Genomic DNA, 16,179 nt, shown 5'->3' with positions numbered 1-16,179 from the left:
GGAGCATATGCGCATTCGCGCGCTGGTCGCGGTCGTGGGACTTTGGCTTACGGTATTCGCGGTCGACGCAATGGCCGTCACGCAAGTCAAGAGCATGCGGCTGTGGCGCGCCCCCGATAATACCCGGCTGGTCTTCGATCTTTCGGGGCCAGTGGAGCACAGCGTGTTCACCCTGACCGCGCCCGATCGTCTGGTGATCGATATCAATGGCGCTGCCCTGGACGCGCCATTGAAAGTCTCCACGGCCAATACGCCAATCACCAGCGTGCGCACGGCCCAGCGCACCCCCACCGACCTGCGGGTGGTGGTGGACCTGAAAAAGCCGCTGACGCCCAAGAGCTTCACCCTGGCGCCCAATCAGCAATATGGCAACCGCCTGGTGGTGGACCTCTACGACCAGCCTTCGGACGCCGAACCGCCCGCGCCGCCGCCTACCATCGCCACCACGCCCGCGCTGCCGGTAACACCGGCCAAACCCGAGATCAAGCTGGCGCCGGTGCCCAACGGCAAGCGTGACATCATCATCGCCATCGACGCCGGTCATGGCGGGGAAGACCCAGGCGCGTCCGGCTCCAAGGGCGAGCATGAAAAAGACGTGGTGCTGCAGATCGCCAAGGAGCTGCAGCGGCAGATCAACCAAGAGAAAGGCTTCCGCGCTGAGCTGACCCGTACCGGCGATTACTTCATTCCGTTGCGCCAGCGCACGGAGATTGCCCGCAAGAAAGGGGCGGACCTGTTCATTTCCATTCACGCCGACGCCGCGCCCTCGACAGCTGCCTATGGCGCGTCGGTATTCGCCTTGTCCGAGCGTGGCGCCACTTCCGAGACAGCGCGCTGGCTGGCCGACAGTGAAAACCGCTCCGACCTGATCGGGGGCGCGGGCAACGTCAGCCTCGACGACAAAGACCGGATGCTCGCCGGGGTATTGCTGGACCTGTCCATGACTGCCTCCCTGAGTTCAAGCCTCAACGTGGGCCAGAAGGTGCTCAGCAATATCGGCCGGGTCACCACCTTGCACAAGAGCCGGGTAGAGCAGGCCGCATTCATGGTGCTCAAGTCGCCTGACATCCCGTCCATCCTGGTGGAAACCGGCTTCATTTCCAATGCCGGCGAATCGAGCAAGCTGCGCTCCACGTCTCACCAGCAAGCGCTGGCGCGTTCCATTCGTGCCGGGGTACGGCAATTCTTCGAGCAAAATCCGCCGCCGGGTACCTACATCGCCTGGCTGCGAGATTCGGGCAAGCTGGCGCGTTCGGAAAGCCAGCATACGGTCCGCAGCGGCGAAACCCTGCCGATGATCGCGACCCGCTACCAGGTGTCGGTAAGCGCGCTGCGCAGCGCCAATGACTTGAAAAGCGATGCCCTGAAAATAGGTCAGTTGCTGACCATTCCCTCGGCTGCCTTGGCGGCGCAACCATGACCGAGGCCGCGCGCATCGAGCTGCTCAGTCCTCGCCTGGCCAACCAGATCGCCGCTGGCGAGGTGGTGGAACGGCCGGCTTCGGTCATCAAGGAACTGCTGGAAAACAGCCTGGATTCCGGAGCCCGGCGTATCGATGTGGAAGTCGAGCAAGGCGGTGTGAAGCTGCTCAAGGTGCGCGACGACGGTTCGGGCATCCGTAGCGAAGACCTGCCCCTGGCCCTGGCGCGTCATGCCACCAGCAAGATTCGCGACCTGGAAGACCTGGAGCGGGTCATGAGCCTGGGCTTTCGCGGCGAGGCCCTTGCCTCCATCAGCTCCGTGGCGCGCCTGGTGCTGACCTCGCGCACGGCAGATGCCAGCGAGGCCTGGCAAGTGGAAACCGAAGGTCGTGACATGGCCCCGCGGGTTCAGCCGGCCGCCCATCCGGTGGGCACCTCGGTGGAAGTGCGCGACCTGTTTTTCAACACGCCGGCCCGGCGCAAGTTTCTCAAGAGCGAGAAAACCGAGTTCGACCACCTTCAGGAAGTCATCCGCCGTCTTGCGCTGGCCCGGTTCGACGTCGCTTTCCATCTGCGCCACAACGGCAAAAGCGTGCTGAGCCTGCACGAAGCCCACGACGAGTCCATGCGTGCCCGTCGGGTTGGCGTCATCTGCGGGCCGGGCTTCCTCGAGCAGGCACTGCCGGTGGAAGTGGAGCGCAGCGGCCTTCGCCTGTGGGGGTGGGTGGGGCTGCCGACCTTCTCGCGCAGCCAGGCTGACATGCAGTATTTCTTCGTCAATGGGCGGGCGGTACGCGACAAGCTGGTCGCCCACGCCGTTCGCCAGGCGTACCGGGATGTACTGTTCAACGGACGCCACCCTACCTTTGTGCTGTTCCTGGAAGTCGACCCCGCGGTGGTGGATGTGAACGTGCACCCCACCAAGCATGAGGTGCGCTTCCGCGATGGGCGCATGGTGCATGACTTCCTCTATGGCACTCTGCACCGGGGCCTGGCCGAGGTACGGCCGCAAGACCAGCTTGCCGCGCCCGTGGCCGTGACCCCAATGGCGCGCCCGTCCGGCGCGGTGGCCGGTGAATTCGGCCCCCAGGGCGAAATAGCCCTGGCGGCTCGTCCGGCCTCGGTCCAGCAGGAAGTTTTCCAGTCCCGGTCGTACCTTGGCACTGCGTCGGGCACCGGTGGCAATGGCAACTACTCCGGCAGCGTCGAGCGTCGTGCCGCCGCCGTGCCGCTGGCAGAGGCGGGGGGCGTCTACCGGGCCTTCTTCGCCCCCTTGCCCGAGGCGGCATCCACCGGCGCGACGCTGCCCGCCGAGGAGGGCGAGATTCCACCCCTGGGTTTTGCCCTGGCGCAACTCAAGGGGATCTACATCCTGGCTGAAAATGCCCATGGGCTGGTGCTGGTCGACATGCATGCCGCCCATGAGCGCATCATGTACGAACGCCTCAAGGTCGCCATGGCCAGCGAAGGGCTCAGCGGGCAACCGCTGCTGGTACCGGAGGCCCTGGCGCTGAGCCAGCGCGAAGCCGATTGCGCCGAAGAGCATGCCCAGTGGTTTTCCCGCCTGGGGTTCGAGTTGCAGCGCCTAGGCCCGGAAACCCTGGCGATCCGTCAGATTCCGGCCTTGCTCAAGCAGGCGGAGGCCAACCGCCTGGTGGCCGACGTGCTGGCTGACCTGATGGAATACGGCACCAGCGATCGCATCCAGGCGCACTTGAACGAGCTGCTCGGCACCATGGCCTGCCACGGCGCGGTGCGCGCCAATCGCCGCCTGGCGATCGCCGAGATGAACGCCTTGCTGCGTGACATGGAAACCACCGAGCGCAGCGGGCAATGCAATCATGGCCGGCCCACCTGGACCCAACTGGGCGTGGATGAACTCGACAAACTGTTCCTGCGGGGGCGCTGACATGAATAGCCTGCCCCCGGCCATCTTCCTGATGGGGCCGACGGCTTCCGGCAAGACAGACCTGGCCCTTGAACTGGCGCGAGTACTGCCTTGCGATCTGATCAGCGTCGATTCGGCACTGGTCTACCGAGGCATGGACATCGGTACGGCCAAGCCGTCGAAGGCGGTGCTGGAAGCCTTCCCTCACCAGCTGGTAGACATTCTCGACCCCGCCGACAGCTACTCGGCCGCGGACTTTCGCCGCGACGCGCTTCAGGCCATGGCGCAAAGCACCGCCCGCGGCCGCATCCCGCTGTTGGTAGGTGGGACCATGCTGTATTTTCGGGCGCTGCTCGATGGCCTGGCAGACATGCCCAGCGCCGATCCCGCCGTGCGCCAGGCCTTGGAAGCACAGCTTGCCAGCGAGGGGCTGGGCGCCTTGCATGCCGAGCTGGCGCAAGTCGATCCAGTGTCCGCAGCGCGCATCCATCCCAATGATCCCCAGCGCATCATCCGTGCCCTGGAAGTCTACCGGGCCGGGGGCGTCAGCATGACCGACCTGCGCGCGCGGCAAATTGCGGAAAAGGGCCTCGCAGGCGCATCGGCGCAGCCGCAATTGCCCTATACTGTCGCCAGCCTGGCCATCGCGCCGGCGCAGCGATCGCTGTTGCATTCGCGTATCGCCCAGCGCTTTGAACAAATGCTTGAACAGGGCTTCGTGGACGAGGTCAGACGATTGCGTGACAGGGAAGACTTGCATCCCGGCCTCCCCTCGATCAGGGCGGTAGGGTACCGGCAAGTGTGGGAGCATCTGGATGGCGGGCTTACCGCCGCTGAAATGAAAGAGCGCGGCATCATCGCGACTCGCCAGCTGGCCAAGCGGCAGTTCACCTGGTTGCGCGGCTGGCAGGACCTCCACTGGCTCGACAGCCTGGCTCGCGACAATCTGACGCAGTCCTTGAAATACCTTGGCTCGATCTCCATATTGAGCTGAGTCTTGCGTTGCCGTCTATCCTTGGGGGAAAGCCGGTCAGCTACTATTTTTAGCAGTTTTATTATTGATCCTTAAAGGAGTGCGGCACATGTCAAAAGGGCATTCGCTACAAGACCCTTACCTGAACACTTTGCGTAAAGAAAAAGTCGCGGTTTCGATCTATCTGGTCAACGGTATCAAATTGCAGGGCACCATCGAATCCTTCGACCAGTTCGTGATCCTGCTCAAGAACACCGTCAGCCAGATGGTCTACAAACACGCTATCTCTACCGTCGTTCCTGTACGCGCCATTCGCCTGCCTAGTGCTGGCGATGCCGAGCACAACGACGCCGAGCCTGGAAACGCCTGATAGGAGCCTGCTTTGTTCTTCGAGCGCCATGGTGGTGGTGAACGAGCCATTCTCGTTCATCTGGATGGACAAGACCCTGAGGCGCGCGAAGACCCGCAGGAGTTTCAGGAGCTGGCGACCTCGGCCGGCGCCCAGACGGTCGCTTTCATCAGCGTTTCCCGACATCAGCCGACCGCCAAGTACCTGATCGGTACCGGCAAGGTCGAAGAGCTTCGCGACCAGGTGAAAACCGGCGAAGCCGACCTGGTGATCTTCAATCACACCCTCACGCCCAGCCAGGAGCGCAACCTCGAGCGCGCCTTCGAATGCCGCGTGCTCGACCGCACGGGGCTGATCCTCGACATCTTCGCCCAACGCGCCCGTACCCATGAAGGCAAGCTCCAGGTGGAGCTGGCCCAGTTGGAGCACATGAGCACGCGACTGGTGCGGGGCTGGACGCACCTGGAGCGGCAGAAAGGGGGTATCGGCCTGCGCGGACCGGGTGAAACCCAGCTGGAAACCGACCGCCGCCTGCTGCGTGTACGCCTTCGCCAGATCAAGGCACGACTGGAGAAGGTCCGCAGCCAACGCGAGCAGGCCCGGCGTGGCCGCAAGCGCGCCGACATTCCCTCGGTATCCCTGGTGGGCTACACCAACGCCGGCAAGTCCACCTTGTTCAACGCGATCACCGCGTCCGACGTCTACGCAGCCGACCAGCTGTTCGCTACCCTCGACCCGACGCTACGCCGGCTGGAGCTTGGGGATATCGGGCCGATCGTGCTGGCCGATACCGTGGGCTTCATTCGTCACCTTCCGCACAAGCTGGTAGAGGCCTTTCGCGCTACCCTGGAAGAGTCGGCCAGCTCCGACCTGCTGCTGCATGTCATCGACGCCCACGAGCCGGAACGCATGGCCCAGGTGGAGCAGGTGATGGCAGTGCTGACCGAGATCGGCGCCGAGGGCTTGCCGATCCTGGAGGTCTATAACAAGCTCGACCTGCTTGAAGGCGTGGAGCCGCATATCCAGCGCGGCGAGGATGACAAGCCGCAGCGCGTCTGGGTGTCGGCCCGGGAAGGGCTGGGCCTGGAACTGGTTGGCAAGGCGGTGGCCGAGCTGCTCGGCGAAGATCTTTTCGTGGCGACGCTGCGCTTGCCGCAGGGGCTGGGGCGCTTGCGCGCTCAGTTGTTCTCCGCGAACGCGGTGCAGGGTGAAACTCATGATGAAAGCGGCGCGAGCCTGCTGGAAGTTCGCTTGCCTCGAGTAGAACTCAACCGACTGGTCAGTCGGGAAGGCCTGGTGCCAGAAGAGTTCATTCGAGAACACACTTTGCAATAAAAGCTTTCCGGGTTGGTTTGGTCGGGAAGGGCGGCATTCTGTAGCATTGGCCGACGCGCCGTGGGCGCGTCTTAGCTTTATCTGATGGAGAGCGCTATGGCTTGGAATGAGCCGGGTGGCAACTCGAACAACCAGGATCCGTGGGGCGGCCGCCGTGGTGGCGATCGCAAGGGGCCACCGGATCTGGACGAAGCCTTCCGCAAGCTGCAAGAAAGCCTCAATGGCCTGTTCGGTGGCGGCAAGCGCCGCGGCGGCGAGCCTGCGGGTTCCAAGGGCGGCGGGCTGGGCTTGCTGGGCATCGGCCTTGCCGTGCTGGCCGCCATCTGGCTGTACAGCGCGGTCTATGTGGTTGACGAACAGGAGCAGGCGGTCATCCTGCGTTTCGGTAAATACCACGAAACCGTAGGGCCGGGCCTGAACATCTATTTCCCGCCCTTCGACCGCAAGTTCCTCGAGAACGTGACTCGCGAACGAGCGTACAGCAAGCAGGGCCAGATGCTCACCGAGGACGAGAACATCGTCGAAGTGCCGCTCACCGTCCAGTACAAGATCACCAACCTCAAGGACTTCGTGCTCAACGTGGATCAGCCGGAGATCAGCCTCCAGCACGCCACCGACAGCGCGCTGCGCCATGTGGTGGGCTCCACCGCCATGGACCAGGTGCTCACCGAGGGCCGGGTGCAGATGGCCGGGGAAATCAAGGAGCGCCTGCAGCGCTTCCTCGACACCTATGGCACCGGCATCAGCGTGACCCAGGTCAACGTGCAGAGCGCCGCCGCGCCTCGCGAGGTGCAGGAAGCCTTCGACGACGTGATCCGGGCCCGCGAGGACGAACAGCGTGCCCGCAACCAGGCGGAAACCTACGCCAATGGCGTGGTGCCCGAGGCCCGTGGCCAGGCACAGCGAATCATCGAGGACGCCAACGGCTACCGGGATGAAGTCGTTTCCCGCGCCAAGGGTGAGGCGGACCGCTTCAGCAAGCTGCTGGCCGAGTACCGCAAGGCGCCGGACGTCACGCGCGAGCGTCTGTACCTAGAAACCATGCAGGAGGTGTACAGCAACACCAGCAAGGTACTGGTTTCCGGCAAGGGGCAGAACAACATGCTCTACTTGCCGCTGGACAAGCTGATGGACAAGAGCCGGTCGGCATCGCCAGCGCAGCCTTCGGCGGCGCCAGCGTCGGACGCCGCCGGTCGCAGCGCGGCGGACCTGCAACAGCAGCAGCGTGAATTGCGTACGAGGGAGAGCCGCTGATGAGCAACAGATCTGTAATCGCGCTCGTGATCGGCGTGGTGGTCGCTGTGGTCTTGTGGAACAGCTTCTATATCGTCTCGCAAACCGAGCGTGCCGTGCTGCTGCGGTTCGGTCGTGTGGTGGACGCGAATGTGCAGCCTGGCCTGCACATGAAGGTTCCCTACATGAACCAGGTCCGCCGCTTCGATGCCCGGCTGATGACCCTGGATGCGCCTACCCAGCGCTTCCTCACCCTGGAAAAGAAAGCCGTGATGGTGGATGCCTACGCCAAGTGGCGAGTCAAGGACGCGGATCGCTTCTACACCTCCACCGCCGGCATGAAGGCCACGGCTGACGAGCGCCTGGCGCGTCGCCTGGAATCGGGCCTGCGGGACCAGTTCGGCAAGCGTACCCTGCATGAAGTGGTGTCCGGGGAGCGCGACGCGCTCATGGCCGACATCACCGCCTCGCTCAACCGCATGGCGGATCAGGAACTGGGTATCGAAGTGGTGGATGTGCGGGTCAAGGCCATCGACCTGCCCAAGGAAGTCAACCGCAGCGTGTTCGAGCGCATGAGCACCGAGCGTGAACGCGAAGCCCGCGAGCACCGCGCCAAGGGTAACGAGCTGGCCGAGGGCATTCGTGCCGACGCTGATCGCCAGCGGCGTGTGCTGCTGGCCGAGGCGTATCGCGAATCCGAGGAAGTACGCGGTGACGGCGACGCTCAAGCGGCGGCCATCTATGCCAAGGCCTACAGCCAGGACCCGGAATTCTATGGGTTCTATCGCAGCCTGCAGGCATACAAGGAAGGCTTCTCCAGCAAGGGCGACGTGATGGTGCTCGACCCTTCCAGCGAGTTCTTCCGCTACATGGAACGCGTCAAGCCGTGAGCTGAGCCCCGCTGGGCAGGTCATTGCCTGGCGGGGTGAACCTCGCGTCAATCCGGTGTATGATGCGGCAGCCGGGAAATTCCCGGCTTTTTTGCGTCTGCGAGGTCGCTGACCGGCAGGCCACAAGGTTTTTCGAGGACACTGCCCCGTGGCGCCCCATGCGCTATGGTTTTCGCGCCTGCGCGGCAGTATCTGCTTCACTCAAAGGCGGGCCGCGAGGCGCGCCGCCCGGAACAAAGGGGAAGGGGTAATGGCGACGGTAGACCGCTGGCTGCTGCCAGATGGTATCGAGGAAGTATTGCCACCTGAGGCCACGCGCATCGAGGTTGCGCGGCGTCAGGTACTGGATCTGTTCCAGCGCTGGGGCTACGAATTCGTCGTAACGCCGCATATCGAGTACCTGGAATCGCTCCTGGTGGGAGCTTCCCAGGACCTGGACCTGCGTACTTTCAAGGTTGTCGATCCGTTGTCCGGACGCCAGATGGGCTTCCGTGCCGACATCACCCCCCAGGTCGCCCGTATCGACGCTCATTCGTTGCAGCGCGAAGGGCCGAGTCGCCTTTGCTATGCCGGTAGTGTCCTGCATGCCAATCCCCGCGCGCTCTCCACGTCGCGCAGCCCTATCCAGCTGGGCGCGGAGCTTTACGGCGATGCCAGCATTGGCAGCGACCTGGAAGTGATCAGCCTGATGCTGGCCATGCTCGAGCTTTGGCAAGTGTCTCAGGTTCACATGGATCTCGGTCACGTCGGTATCTACCGAGGGCTGGCCCGTGCCGCGGGATTGTCCGGCGATACCGAGCAACGCCTGTTCGATGCTCTGCAGCGCAAGGCCACCGACGAGGTGTTCGAGCTCACCGCAGGCGTGAGCGCAGGCCCGGCCCGGATGCTTCGTGCGCTGGTCAACCTTTCCGGCGACCGCTCCGTGCTGGGGCAGGCTCGGGAAATACTCGGTGGCGCCCCCGCGCCCGTCCTGGCCGCGCTGGATGAGCTGCTGGAACTGGCCGAGCGCCTGTCCGCGCGCTTCCCAGGCTTGCCCATGTACTTCGACCTGGGCGAATTGCGTGGCTACCACTACCACACCGGCGTGGTATTCGCCGCCTTCGTTCCAGGTGTGGGCCAGTCGATCGCCCAGGGCGGCCGCTATGATGACTTCGGCGCCGATTTCGGTCGCGCGCGTCCGGCCACCGGCTTCTCTACCGACCTGAAGACCCTCGTGACCCTGGGCCAGGCGGAAGTGGAGCTGCCCAGTGGCGGCATCTGGATGCCGGACAGCACCGATGCCGCGCTCTGGCAGCTGGCCTGCCGGTTACGTGGTGAAGGCCAGCGCGTGGTCCAGGCCTTGCCTGGCCAGGCGAGCGCGGCGGCAGCCGAGGCGGGCTGCGATCGCCAACTCATTCTGCAGGGCGGTAGCTGGCAAGTGGCACCGCTGATTTCCTGAGTTCACGCCGGCTTAGGCCGGCACCAAGTTTGCGCCAATGAGGACAAGTGTTATGGGTAAGAATGTCGTGGTCCTGGGCACCCAGTGGGGTGATGAGGGCAAAGGCAAGATCGTCGATCTGCTCACCGAACATGCCGCCGCGGTCGTCCGTTACCAGGGTGGCCACAATGCTGGTCACACGCTGGTGATCAACGGCGAGAAGACCGTGCTGCACCTGATACCCTCGGGCATCCTGCGCGAAGGCGTCAAATGCCTGATCGGCAACGGCGTGGTCGTTGCCCCTGATGCCTTGATGCGTGAAATCATCAAGCTGGAAGAAAAGGGCGTTCCAGTGCGTGATCGCCTGCGCATCAGCCCGGCCTGTCCGCTGATCCTGTCCTATCACGTGGCGCTGGACCAGGCCCGTGAGAAAGCCCGTGGTGAACAGAAGATCGGCACCACCGGCCGCGGCATTGGCCCAGCCTACGAAGACAAGGTGGCGCGTCGTGGCCTGCGGGTCGGCGACCTGTTCCACCGTGAGCGTTTCGCCGCCAAGCTGGGCGAATTGCTGGACTACCACAACTTTGTGCTGGTCAATTACTACAAGGAACCGGCCATCGATTTCCAGAAGACCCTGGATGAGTGCATGGCCTATGCCGACCAGCTCGAGCCGATGATGCAGGACGTTACCGCCGAGCTGCACGCCCTGCGCAAGGCAGACAAGGACATCATGTTCGAAGGGGCCCAGGGTTCGCTGCTGGACATCGACCATGGCACCTACCCCTACGTGACCAGCTCGAACACCACCGCCGGAGGCATCGCCACCGGTTCCGGTTTCGGCCCGATGTACCTAGACTACATCCTGGGGATCACCAAGGCGTACACCACTCGCGTGGGTTCCGGGCCGTTCCCCACCGAACTGTTCGACGAGGTTGGCGCTCACCTGGCCAAGCAGGGTCACGAGTTTGGTGCCACTACCGGGCGCGCTCGCCGTTGTGGCTGGTTCGATGCCGTCATCCTGCGTCGCGCCATCGAGATCAACAGCATCTCCGGGCTATGCCTGACCAAGCTCGATGTACTCGACGGCCTGGAAACCATCCGGATCTGTGTGGGTTACGAGAACGCCGACGGCGCCGTCATCGATGCACCAACCGATGCTGACAGCTACCTTGGGCTCAAGCCAGTCTACGAAGATGTTCCGGGCTGGACTGAATCTACGGTTGGCGCCAAGACCCTCGAAGAACTGCCTGCCAATGCTCGTGCCTATATCAAGCGCGTCGAGGCGTTGGTGGGGGCCCCGATCGACATTATCTCGACGGGTCCGGATCGCAACGAAACCATCGTGCTGCGTCACCCCTTCGCCTGAAACCATCGTGCTTGACGCAAAGGGCCCTTTACCGGGCCCTTTTTCGTTTTTGTCCGCTGTCCGGCACGGGCTTTGCTGGAAAGATCGAATAACACAGGTGCCAGAGTTTTAATGGCGCGCTATTCGAGGACTTCCCGTGTCTGCCATCCTTTCGCTCTTACGCAGCCGTTTGCTGCGTCCCGTCTTTATTGCACTCGGCATAGCGCTTCTGGTGCAAGTGTTGGTCGCCGTGGCCCTGACACGGAGCACGGTGACTGCCCTGGAGGCAGACCTGGGCGCGCGCCTGGGTGCTGACGGGAAGCGTCTCGGCGATGAACTGGAGCAGGCTGAGCAGGACCTTGGCACCAGCCTGGATAAACTCTCTGCGAGCACGCGCCAGCGCCTGGCCGCCGGGCTATCCAGTCGGCTCGGCGATGAGCAGAAGCAGGTGCGGGCGAGCCTGGAACAAAGCCTCAGGGAATCAGCCAATGACATGGCCGAGCTGTTGGCCTCGGTGGCGCCGCGGGCCATCTGGGACAATGATATTCCTACCCTTTCAGAATTCGCCCGCCGTGCCCAGCGTAATCCCGCGGTGCTCTTCGTCATCTACGACGATGCCAGCGGTCAGCACTTGACCCGCTACCTGAATCGGGACAACCCGATCAACCAGGCGCTGATTGCCAAGGGGCAGGGCGAACGCCCGCTGGAGAAGGTTCTGGACGCGGCACGCAATGATCCCGCCGTGTATTACGTGGAGGCCTCCATCGCGCCCAATGGCGCCGAGATCGGCAAGGTCCGCATGGGGGTGTCCACCGCCGGGGTAGACGCGCAACTGGTCGCCCTGGACAAACGCTTCAAGGACCTGATCGCCAGCGGCGACCAGCTGGTGGGGGACAGCGTCGCCGCAGCGGCGACTGAGAGTTCCAAGGTTCTGCGCGACCGTTTGCAAAGCGCACAGGGCGCTGCCCAGGCCATGCAGGCCAATACGCACCAGGCGGTCAGCGAGGCCGCTGGGGTGCTGCGCTGGCGGATCGGCCTTGGACTGACAGTGGTGGCACTGGGCGTTCTGCTCGTGCTGGCGGTGGTGCTCGGGCATAGGGTAGTGAGCAAGCTACGATTGCTGATCGCCGCTTTGGATGATCTTGCGGCCGGGGAAGGCGACCTGACCAAACGGGTTGCCTTGGACAGCAAGGATGAAATCGGCGATATGGCCGGTGCGGTCAACCGTTTCGTCGCCAAGTTGCAACCTATCGTGCGCGAGGCTGGGGAAGTGGCCCAGCGTACGGGACAGGAAATCGGTGCCATGACCCAACGAAGCCAAGGGGCTGATGCCGCGGCCGAGCGCCAGCGCGATGAGGTGGCAGCCAGCCTGCAGGCCTTGACGCGCATGGCTGATGAAGCCGAGGCCGAGAGCGTGGCCATGCAGGCCGCGTTGCGCCAGGTCGCTGAGATTCGTCAGGCTACCGAGGCCAATACCAGGGCCTCCGCCCAGGTAGGGCACCTGATCGAGACGCTGGCCGGGCAAGTGCAGGCCGGTGCTGAAGTCATCGAGCGGCTGGCTGAGCAAAGCCAGCAAATCGAAGTCGTGCTTACGGTGATCCATGGCATCGCCGAGCAAACGAACCTGTTGGCGCTCAATGCGGCCATCGAAGCGGCGCGGGCAAGCGAAACCGGGCGCGGCTTCGCCGTGGTGGCGGACGAAGTGCGAGCGTTGGCCAGCAAGACGCAAAGTTCGACGGGAGACATCCAGGCGCACATTGGCGCGCTGCAGGCGGGCGCCCGCGAGGCGGTGACTGCCATCGGCCAGGCCGGTCGGCAAGCCAGCGAAGGGCTGTTGGTGCTACGCGACGCCGCTCAGTTGCAGCAGCGGGTGCAGGCCTCGGTAGAGCAGGTGCATGCTGCCATCGACCTGGCCACCCGCGCGGCCCAGCATCAGGCTCAGGGGGCCCAGGCAGTGAAAGGGCGGGTGGAAGTCATCCACGCCCAGGCGGAAGAATCCGCCCAGGTGGTTCTGGAAACGACGGCCAGCAGTAAGGTGCTCGATCACCTAGCCGGGCAATTGCGTCGCAGCCTGGGGCAGTTCCGCGCCTAGCCCTAGCCGCGCTTGAGGTACATGCGCGTCGTCAGCAGGTAGACCGGCAGGCCGGACACCAGGATGAGCAGCGCGGCGAAGGGCGCGGCGGCGGCGAATTCCATGTTGGAGGTATGTGACCATACCTCCGTTGCCAGGGTGGTAGTTCCGGTGGGGCTGAGCAGCAGTGTGGCAGTCAGCTCTTTCATGGCATCTAGGAATACCAGCGCAAAGGCGGCCGCCAAGGCCGGGAAAATGATTGGCAAGGTTACTTTGCAGAATGCCGCCAACGCGCCGACGCCCAGCGTGCGAGCGGCTTCCTCCAGCTGGGGCGCGGCCTTGGTCAGGGCCGTACGTACGGGGCCTTGGGCCAGGGGCAGGAAGAGCAGGGCGTAAGCGATGATCAATAGCAGCGTGGTCTGGTAGAGCGCGGGCACGAAGTGCAGCGCGAAGTAGACCAGGGTCAGGGCAATTACCAGCCCCGGCAGGGCATGCAGCAAGTACGGCAGGCGCTCAGCCCAGAGTGCCAGGGGGCCGCGATAGCGCACAACCAGCAGCCCCACGGGCAACGCCAGCGCCAGGCACACGGCGGCGCCGGCCAGGGAGAGCCCCAGTGAGGACAACATGGCCTTGCCGATGGCAAGCGCCGGGAAGGCCGCCGAGGTGCCCTGTACCAACCAGTAGCCCAGCATCGCCAAGGGGACGCCGCTACCGAGAATGGCCAGGGCCAGGCAAAAACCTTGAGCCAGAGGAATGCACCAGGCGGGCAGGCGCAGCGGCGCGGCGCGGCGAGCTACGCCCTGGCCGGTCCGAACATGGCGCGCACGGCCACGTGCCTTCAATTCAAGCCAGAGAAAGCCCATGCATAGCACCAGCAGCACGGCCGACAGCATGGCTGCATTGGCATTGCTGAATTCAAGCTCGAATTGCTGGTAAATGGCCGTTGTGAAAGTGCGCACATTAAGGATCGCCAGGGCGCCGAATTCCACCAGCATATGGAGGGCGATCAACAGGCTGCCGGCGAGGATGGCTGGCCACAACAGCGGCAAGGTCACTCGGAAGAACAGCTGTCTGCGCGTGGCCCCGAGCAGTCGCCCGGACTCTTCCAGGGAATGGTCGAGGTTGCGCAGGGTGGCCGCCACGGGCAAGAACACCAGAGGGTATTTGGACAGGCTCATTACCAAAATGGCACCGCCCAGGCCCTCGAACCCCGAGCTCAGCGAAACCCAGGTGAAGCTGGAAACGAACGACGGCACCGCAAAGGGTAGGCAGAGGATTACCCCCCATGCGCGGCGACCCCAGAGGTTGGTGCGTTCCAGCAGCCATGCGAGCAACGTACCCGCTATCGCGCATGCCGCTGTCACCCCGGCCAGTAACACGAGGGTATTGACCAGCAGGTTGTAGACATACGGCCGCAGCAGCAAGCGGCTGATGTCGTGCCAGCCAGCCTCGGCGGTGCGGATGCTGACATAGGCCAGCGGTAGCAGGCTCAGCCCTACCAGCAGGAGCACCGGTGCCACCAGCCAGGCGGAAGGCCTTTTTATCGGGATGTTTCGCCCAGCCTGGGTTGGCGAGGGAAGCGGTGCCTGAGCGGTCATCAGTTCAGGCCAACATCGCGTTCGAGATCCAGGGCTTCTTCAGCATTGCCGATCTGCGCTGGCGTGATATCCGGCGCCTCCAGCTCTTCGAAGGGCTTGAGGCCCTGGTCGGAAACCATGCCCTTGCGCAGCGGGTATTCAGCCTGTGCCCGGGTAATGACCCGCTGGCCTTCCTCGCTGGTCATCCAGGCCAGCAGTTGCTGGGCTTGCTGGGGATGCTTGCTGGCCTTGACCACCGCCGCGCTGGAAATGCTGACCAGGGCGCCCGGGTCTTTGTTCTTGAAGTAGTACAGGCGCGATTTCAGGTCGCCCTTTTCTTTCTTCAAAGCGTACCAGTAATAGTTGTTCACCAGCACAGCGGCGATTTCGCCATTTTCGACGGCCTTGATAGCCACCATGTTGTTGGCGTAGGTCTTGCCATAGGCCTTCAGGCCGGTCAGCCACTCTTCGGCGGCGTCTTCGCCCTTGAGCCGCAACACGGCCACGGCTTGTTCCTGGAAGGCGCCGCTGGTGGGAACGAAGCCGATCTTGCCGTTCCATTGGGGCTGGGCGAAATCCATGACCGTAGGCGGAAGGTCCTTTTCATCGACCAGGCTGGGGTTGTAGGCCACGACCCGTACCCGCGCGGTGATGCCGATCCAGGTGCCATCCTGGGCCACATATTCCGCTGGCAGGGCGTCCAGGGTCGCCTTGTCGGTCGCGGCCAGGAAGCCTTTTTCGCCCAGGGCATTGAGCGGCGGCGACTCTTCGCTGTAGATCACGTCAGCGGGCGAGCGATCGCCTTCCTCCATGATCTGGCTAGCCAGCTGGTTGCTGCTGCCCTTGCGCACATTCACATGGATGCCGGTGCTGGCTTCGAAGGCCTTGGCAATGGCCTCGCCCAGTTCTTTATGCTGGCCGTTGTACAGCGTCAGGGTAGGGGTATCCGCGGCTTGGGCAGTGCCCAGGCATAGGGCCAGCGCCAGGGTTGGCAAGGCACAAAGACGCAGGAAAGCAATGCGCATTGACATCCGGGCATATCTCCTCGTTACGAAAATGATGGCGAGTATAAAGGAGATCGCTTCTCAGATGCGGATATGAGGGGGCTTGCCGTTTCCTGTGCCCACAAAAAAGCCCGCATCTGGGCGGGCTTTTTTTACAGCGATAACGCTTGAATATGGTGCCCAGGAGAAGACTCGAACTTCCACGGCCGTAAAGCCACCAACACCTGAAGCTGGCGTGTCTACCAATTTCACCACCTGGGCATATCGAGGACTGGCGTCTTCGATGGCGCGCACTATACGGCAGCACCAATGCACTGTAAAGCCCTAATTGGAAAGAAAGGCAGCAGGCCAGTTTTGGCTCTAACGCAAAAGCCCGCTTTCGCGGGCTTTTGGAATCACGAGGACTCAGGTAGGCTCGTGTTTGAATATGGTGCCCAGAAGAAGACTCGAACTTCCACGGCCGTAAGGCCACCAACACCTGAAGCTGGCGTGTCTACCAATTTCACCATCTGGGCATATCGACCACTTGCGTCGTCGATGGCGCGCACTATACGGTCGTCACCATAAGGTGTAAACCCCTGAAAGCAAAAAAATTCCGGTTCGTCATCGGTTGATTGCCAAAGGCTGGAATTTCCGGTTTTCCCGGGGGTATGCCAAACTAACTTGCATATCACAC

12 protein-coding genes, 2 tRNA genes and 1 pseudogene are annotated in these 16,179 nt (G+C 63.3%); 11 read left to right on the top strand and 4 right to left on the bottom strand.

The annotated features are described in order from the left end of the window. Positions 1-7 precede the first annotated feature (7 nt). The 11 genes and pseudogenes from BN1188_RS03970 (at position 8) to BN1188_RS22220 (ending at position 12,943) form a co-directional block, all read left to right on the top strand. The gene (locus BN1188_RS03970) at positions 8-1,420 is read left to right on the top strand and encodes an N-acetylmuramoyl-L-alanine amidase (protein ID WP_040260040.1); all 1,413 of its coding nucleotides are present in this window, start codon (positions 8-10) and stop codon (positions 1,418-1,420) included. Then, entirely contained in the window at positions 1,417-3,330 is a 1,914-nt protein-coding gene (gene mutL / locus BN1188_RS03965; RefSeq protein WP_040260039.1) for a DNA mismatch repair endonuclease MutL, read from the top strand. The genes BN1188_RS03970 and mutL overlap by 4 nt, the downstream gene beginning before the upstream one ends. Before the next feature lies 1 nt (position 3,331). After that, positions 3,332-4,303 (top strand): tRNA (adenosine(37)-N6)-dimethylallyltransferase MiaA, encoded by a 972-nt coding sequence (gene miaA, locus BN1188_RS03960; RefSeq protein WP_040260037.1) that lies wholly within the window; start codon positions 3,332-3,334, stop codon positions 4,301-4,303. Positions 4,304-4,391: 88 nt separating this feature from the next. Beyond that, the gene (gene hfq, locus BN1188_RS03955; protein WP_040260036.1) at positions 4,392-4,652 is read left to right on the top strand and encodes an RNA chaperone Hfq; all 261 of its coding nucleotides are present in this window, start codon (positions 4,392-4,394) and stop codon (positions 4,650-4,652) included. A 12-nt stretch (positions 4,653-4,664) separates the two neighbouring features. After that, positions 4,665-5,966, top strand: coding sequence for a ribosome rescue GTPase HflX (hflX, locus tag BN1188_RS03950; protein WP_040260035.1), 1,302 nt, complete (start codon positions 4,665-4,667; stop codon positions 5,964-5,966). A 96-nt stretch (positions 5,967-6,062) separates the two neighbouring features. Next, positions 6,063-7,220, top strand: a complete 1,158-nt coding sequence (gene hflK, locus BN1188_RS03945) for an FtsH protease activity modulator HflK (protein ID WP_040260034.1) — start codon at positions 6,063-6,065, stop codon at positions 7,218-7,220. Further along, positions 7,220-8,089, top strand: a complete 870-nt coding sequence (gene hflC / locus BN1188_RS03940; protein ID WP_040260033.1) for a protease modulator HflC — start codon at positions 7,220-7,222, stop codon at positions 8,087-8,089. Before hflK ends, hflC begins: the two co-directional genes overlap by 1 nt. A 250-nt stretch (positions 8,090-8,339) precedes the next feature. Next, positions 8,340-9,527, top strand: coding sequence for an ATP phosphoribosyltransferase regulatory subunit (locus tag BN1188_RS03935; RefSeq protein WP_040260031.1), 1,188 nt, complete (start codon positions 8,340-8,342; stop codon positions 9,525-9,527). Positions 9,528-9,579: 52 nt separating this feature from the next. Beyond that, the gene (locus BN1188_RS03930; protein ID WP_040260030.1) at positions 9,580-10,872 is read left to right on the top strand and encodes an adenylosuccinate synthase; all 1,293 of its coding nucleotides are present in this window, start codon (positions 9,580-9,582) and stop codon (positions 10,870-10,872) included. Between the two features lie 472 nt (positions 10,873-11,344). After that, positions 11,345-12,085 (top strand): annotated as a pseudogene (locus BN1188_RS22225) (HAMP domain-containing protein); the annotation flags it as partial. Beyond that, positions 12,059-12,943 (top strand): methyl-accepting chemotaxis protein, encoded by an 885-nt coding sequence (locus tag BN1188_RS22220; protein WP_408633576.1) that lies wholly within the window; start codon positions 12,059-12,061, stop codon positions 12,941-12,943. The pseudogene BN1188_RS22225 and the gene BN1188_RS22220, both read left to right, overlap by 27 nt. A gap of 2 nt (positions 12,944-12,945) precedes the next feature. On the opposite strand, the gene BN1188_RS03920 is transcribed toward BN1188_RS22220, so the two are convergent. The 4 genes from BN1188_RS03920 to BN1188_RS03905 all read right to left on the bottom strand — a co-directional run bounded on the left by BN1188_RS03920 (position 12,946) and on the right by BN1188_RS03905 (position 16,018). After that, the gene (locus BN1188_RS03920; RefSeq protein ID WP_040260028.1) at positions 12,946-14,520 is read right to left on the bottom strand and encodes an ABC transporter permease; all 1,575 of its coding nucleotides are present in this window, start codon (positions 14,518-14,520) and stop codon (positions 12,946-12,948) included. Then, positions 14,520-15,530 carry an iron ABC transporter substrate-binding protein gene (locus tag BN1188_RS03915; protein ID WP_040260026.1) on the bottom strand — a complete coding sequence of 337 codons (1,011 nt, stop codon included), beginning with the start codon at positions 15,528-15,530 and terminating at the stop codon, positions 14,520-14,522. Before BN1188_RS03915 ends, BN1188_RS03920 begins: the two co-directional genes overlap by 1 nt. A gap of 147 nt (positions 15,531-15,677) precedes the next feature. Continuing rightward, a tRNA-Leu gene (locus BN1188_RS03910) sits at positions 15,678-15,764 on the bottom strand. A gap of 167 nt (positions 15,765-15,931) precedes the next feature. Then, positions 15,932-16,018: transfer RNA gene (locus BN1188_RS03905), tRNA-Leu, on the bottom strand. Positions 16,019-16,179: the final 161 nt, after the last annotated feature.

This window comes from Pseudomonas massiliensis, from assembly GCF_000826105.1.
Taxonomy (GTDB): domain Bacteria; phylum Pseudomonadota; class Gammaproteobacteria; order Pseudomonadales; family Pseudomonadaceae; genus Aquipseudomonas; species Aquipseudomonas massiliensis.
Note: the sequence above shows the minus strand (reverse complement) of the source record. Positions and strands in the feature narration are given on the sequence as shown.

Coding starts and splice junctions, on each gene's coding strand:
- BN1188_RS03970 (WP_040260040.1), top strand. CDS start 8: ATGCGCATTCGCGCGCTGGTCGCGGTCGTGGGACTTTGGCTTACGGTA.
- mutL (WP_040260039.1), top strand. CDS start 1,417: ATGACCGAGGCCGCGCGCATCGAGCTGCTCAGTCCTCGCCTGGCCAAC.
- miaA (WP_040260037.1), top strand. CDS start 3,332: ATGAATAGCCTGCCCCCGGCCATCTTCCTGATGGGGCCGACGGCTTCC.
- hfq (WP_040260036.1), top strand. CDS start 4,392: ATGTCAAAAGGGCATTCGCTACAAGACCCTTACCTGAACACTTTGCGT.
- hflK (WP_040260034.1), top strand. CDS start 6,063: ATGGCTTGGAATGAGCCGGGTGGCAACTCGAACAACCAGGATCCGTGG.
- hflC (WP_040260033.1), top strand. CDS start 7,220: ATGAGCAACAGATCTGTAATCGCGCTCGTGATCGGCGTGGTGGTCGCT.
- BN1188_RS03935 (WP_040260031.1), top strand. CDS start 8,340: ATGGCGACGGTAGACCGCTGGCTGCTGCCAGATGGTATCGAGGAAGTA.
- BN1188_RS03930 (WP_040260030.1), top strand. CDS start 9,580: ATGGGTAAGAATGTCGTGGTCCTGGGCACCCAGTGGGGTGATGAGGGC.
- BN1188_RS22220 (WP_408633576.1), top strand. CDS start 12,059: ATGGCCGGTGCGGTCAACCGTTTCGTCGCCAAGTTGCAACCTATCGTG.
- BN1188_RS03920 (WP_040260028.1), bottom strand. CDS start 14,520: ATGACCGCTCAGGCACCGCTTCCCTCGCCAACCCAGGCTGGGCGAAAC.
- BN1188_RS03915 (WP_040260026.1), bottom strand. CDS start 15,530: ATGTCAATGCGCATTGCTTTCCTGCGTCTTTGTGCCTTGCCAACCCTG.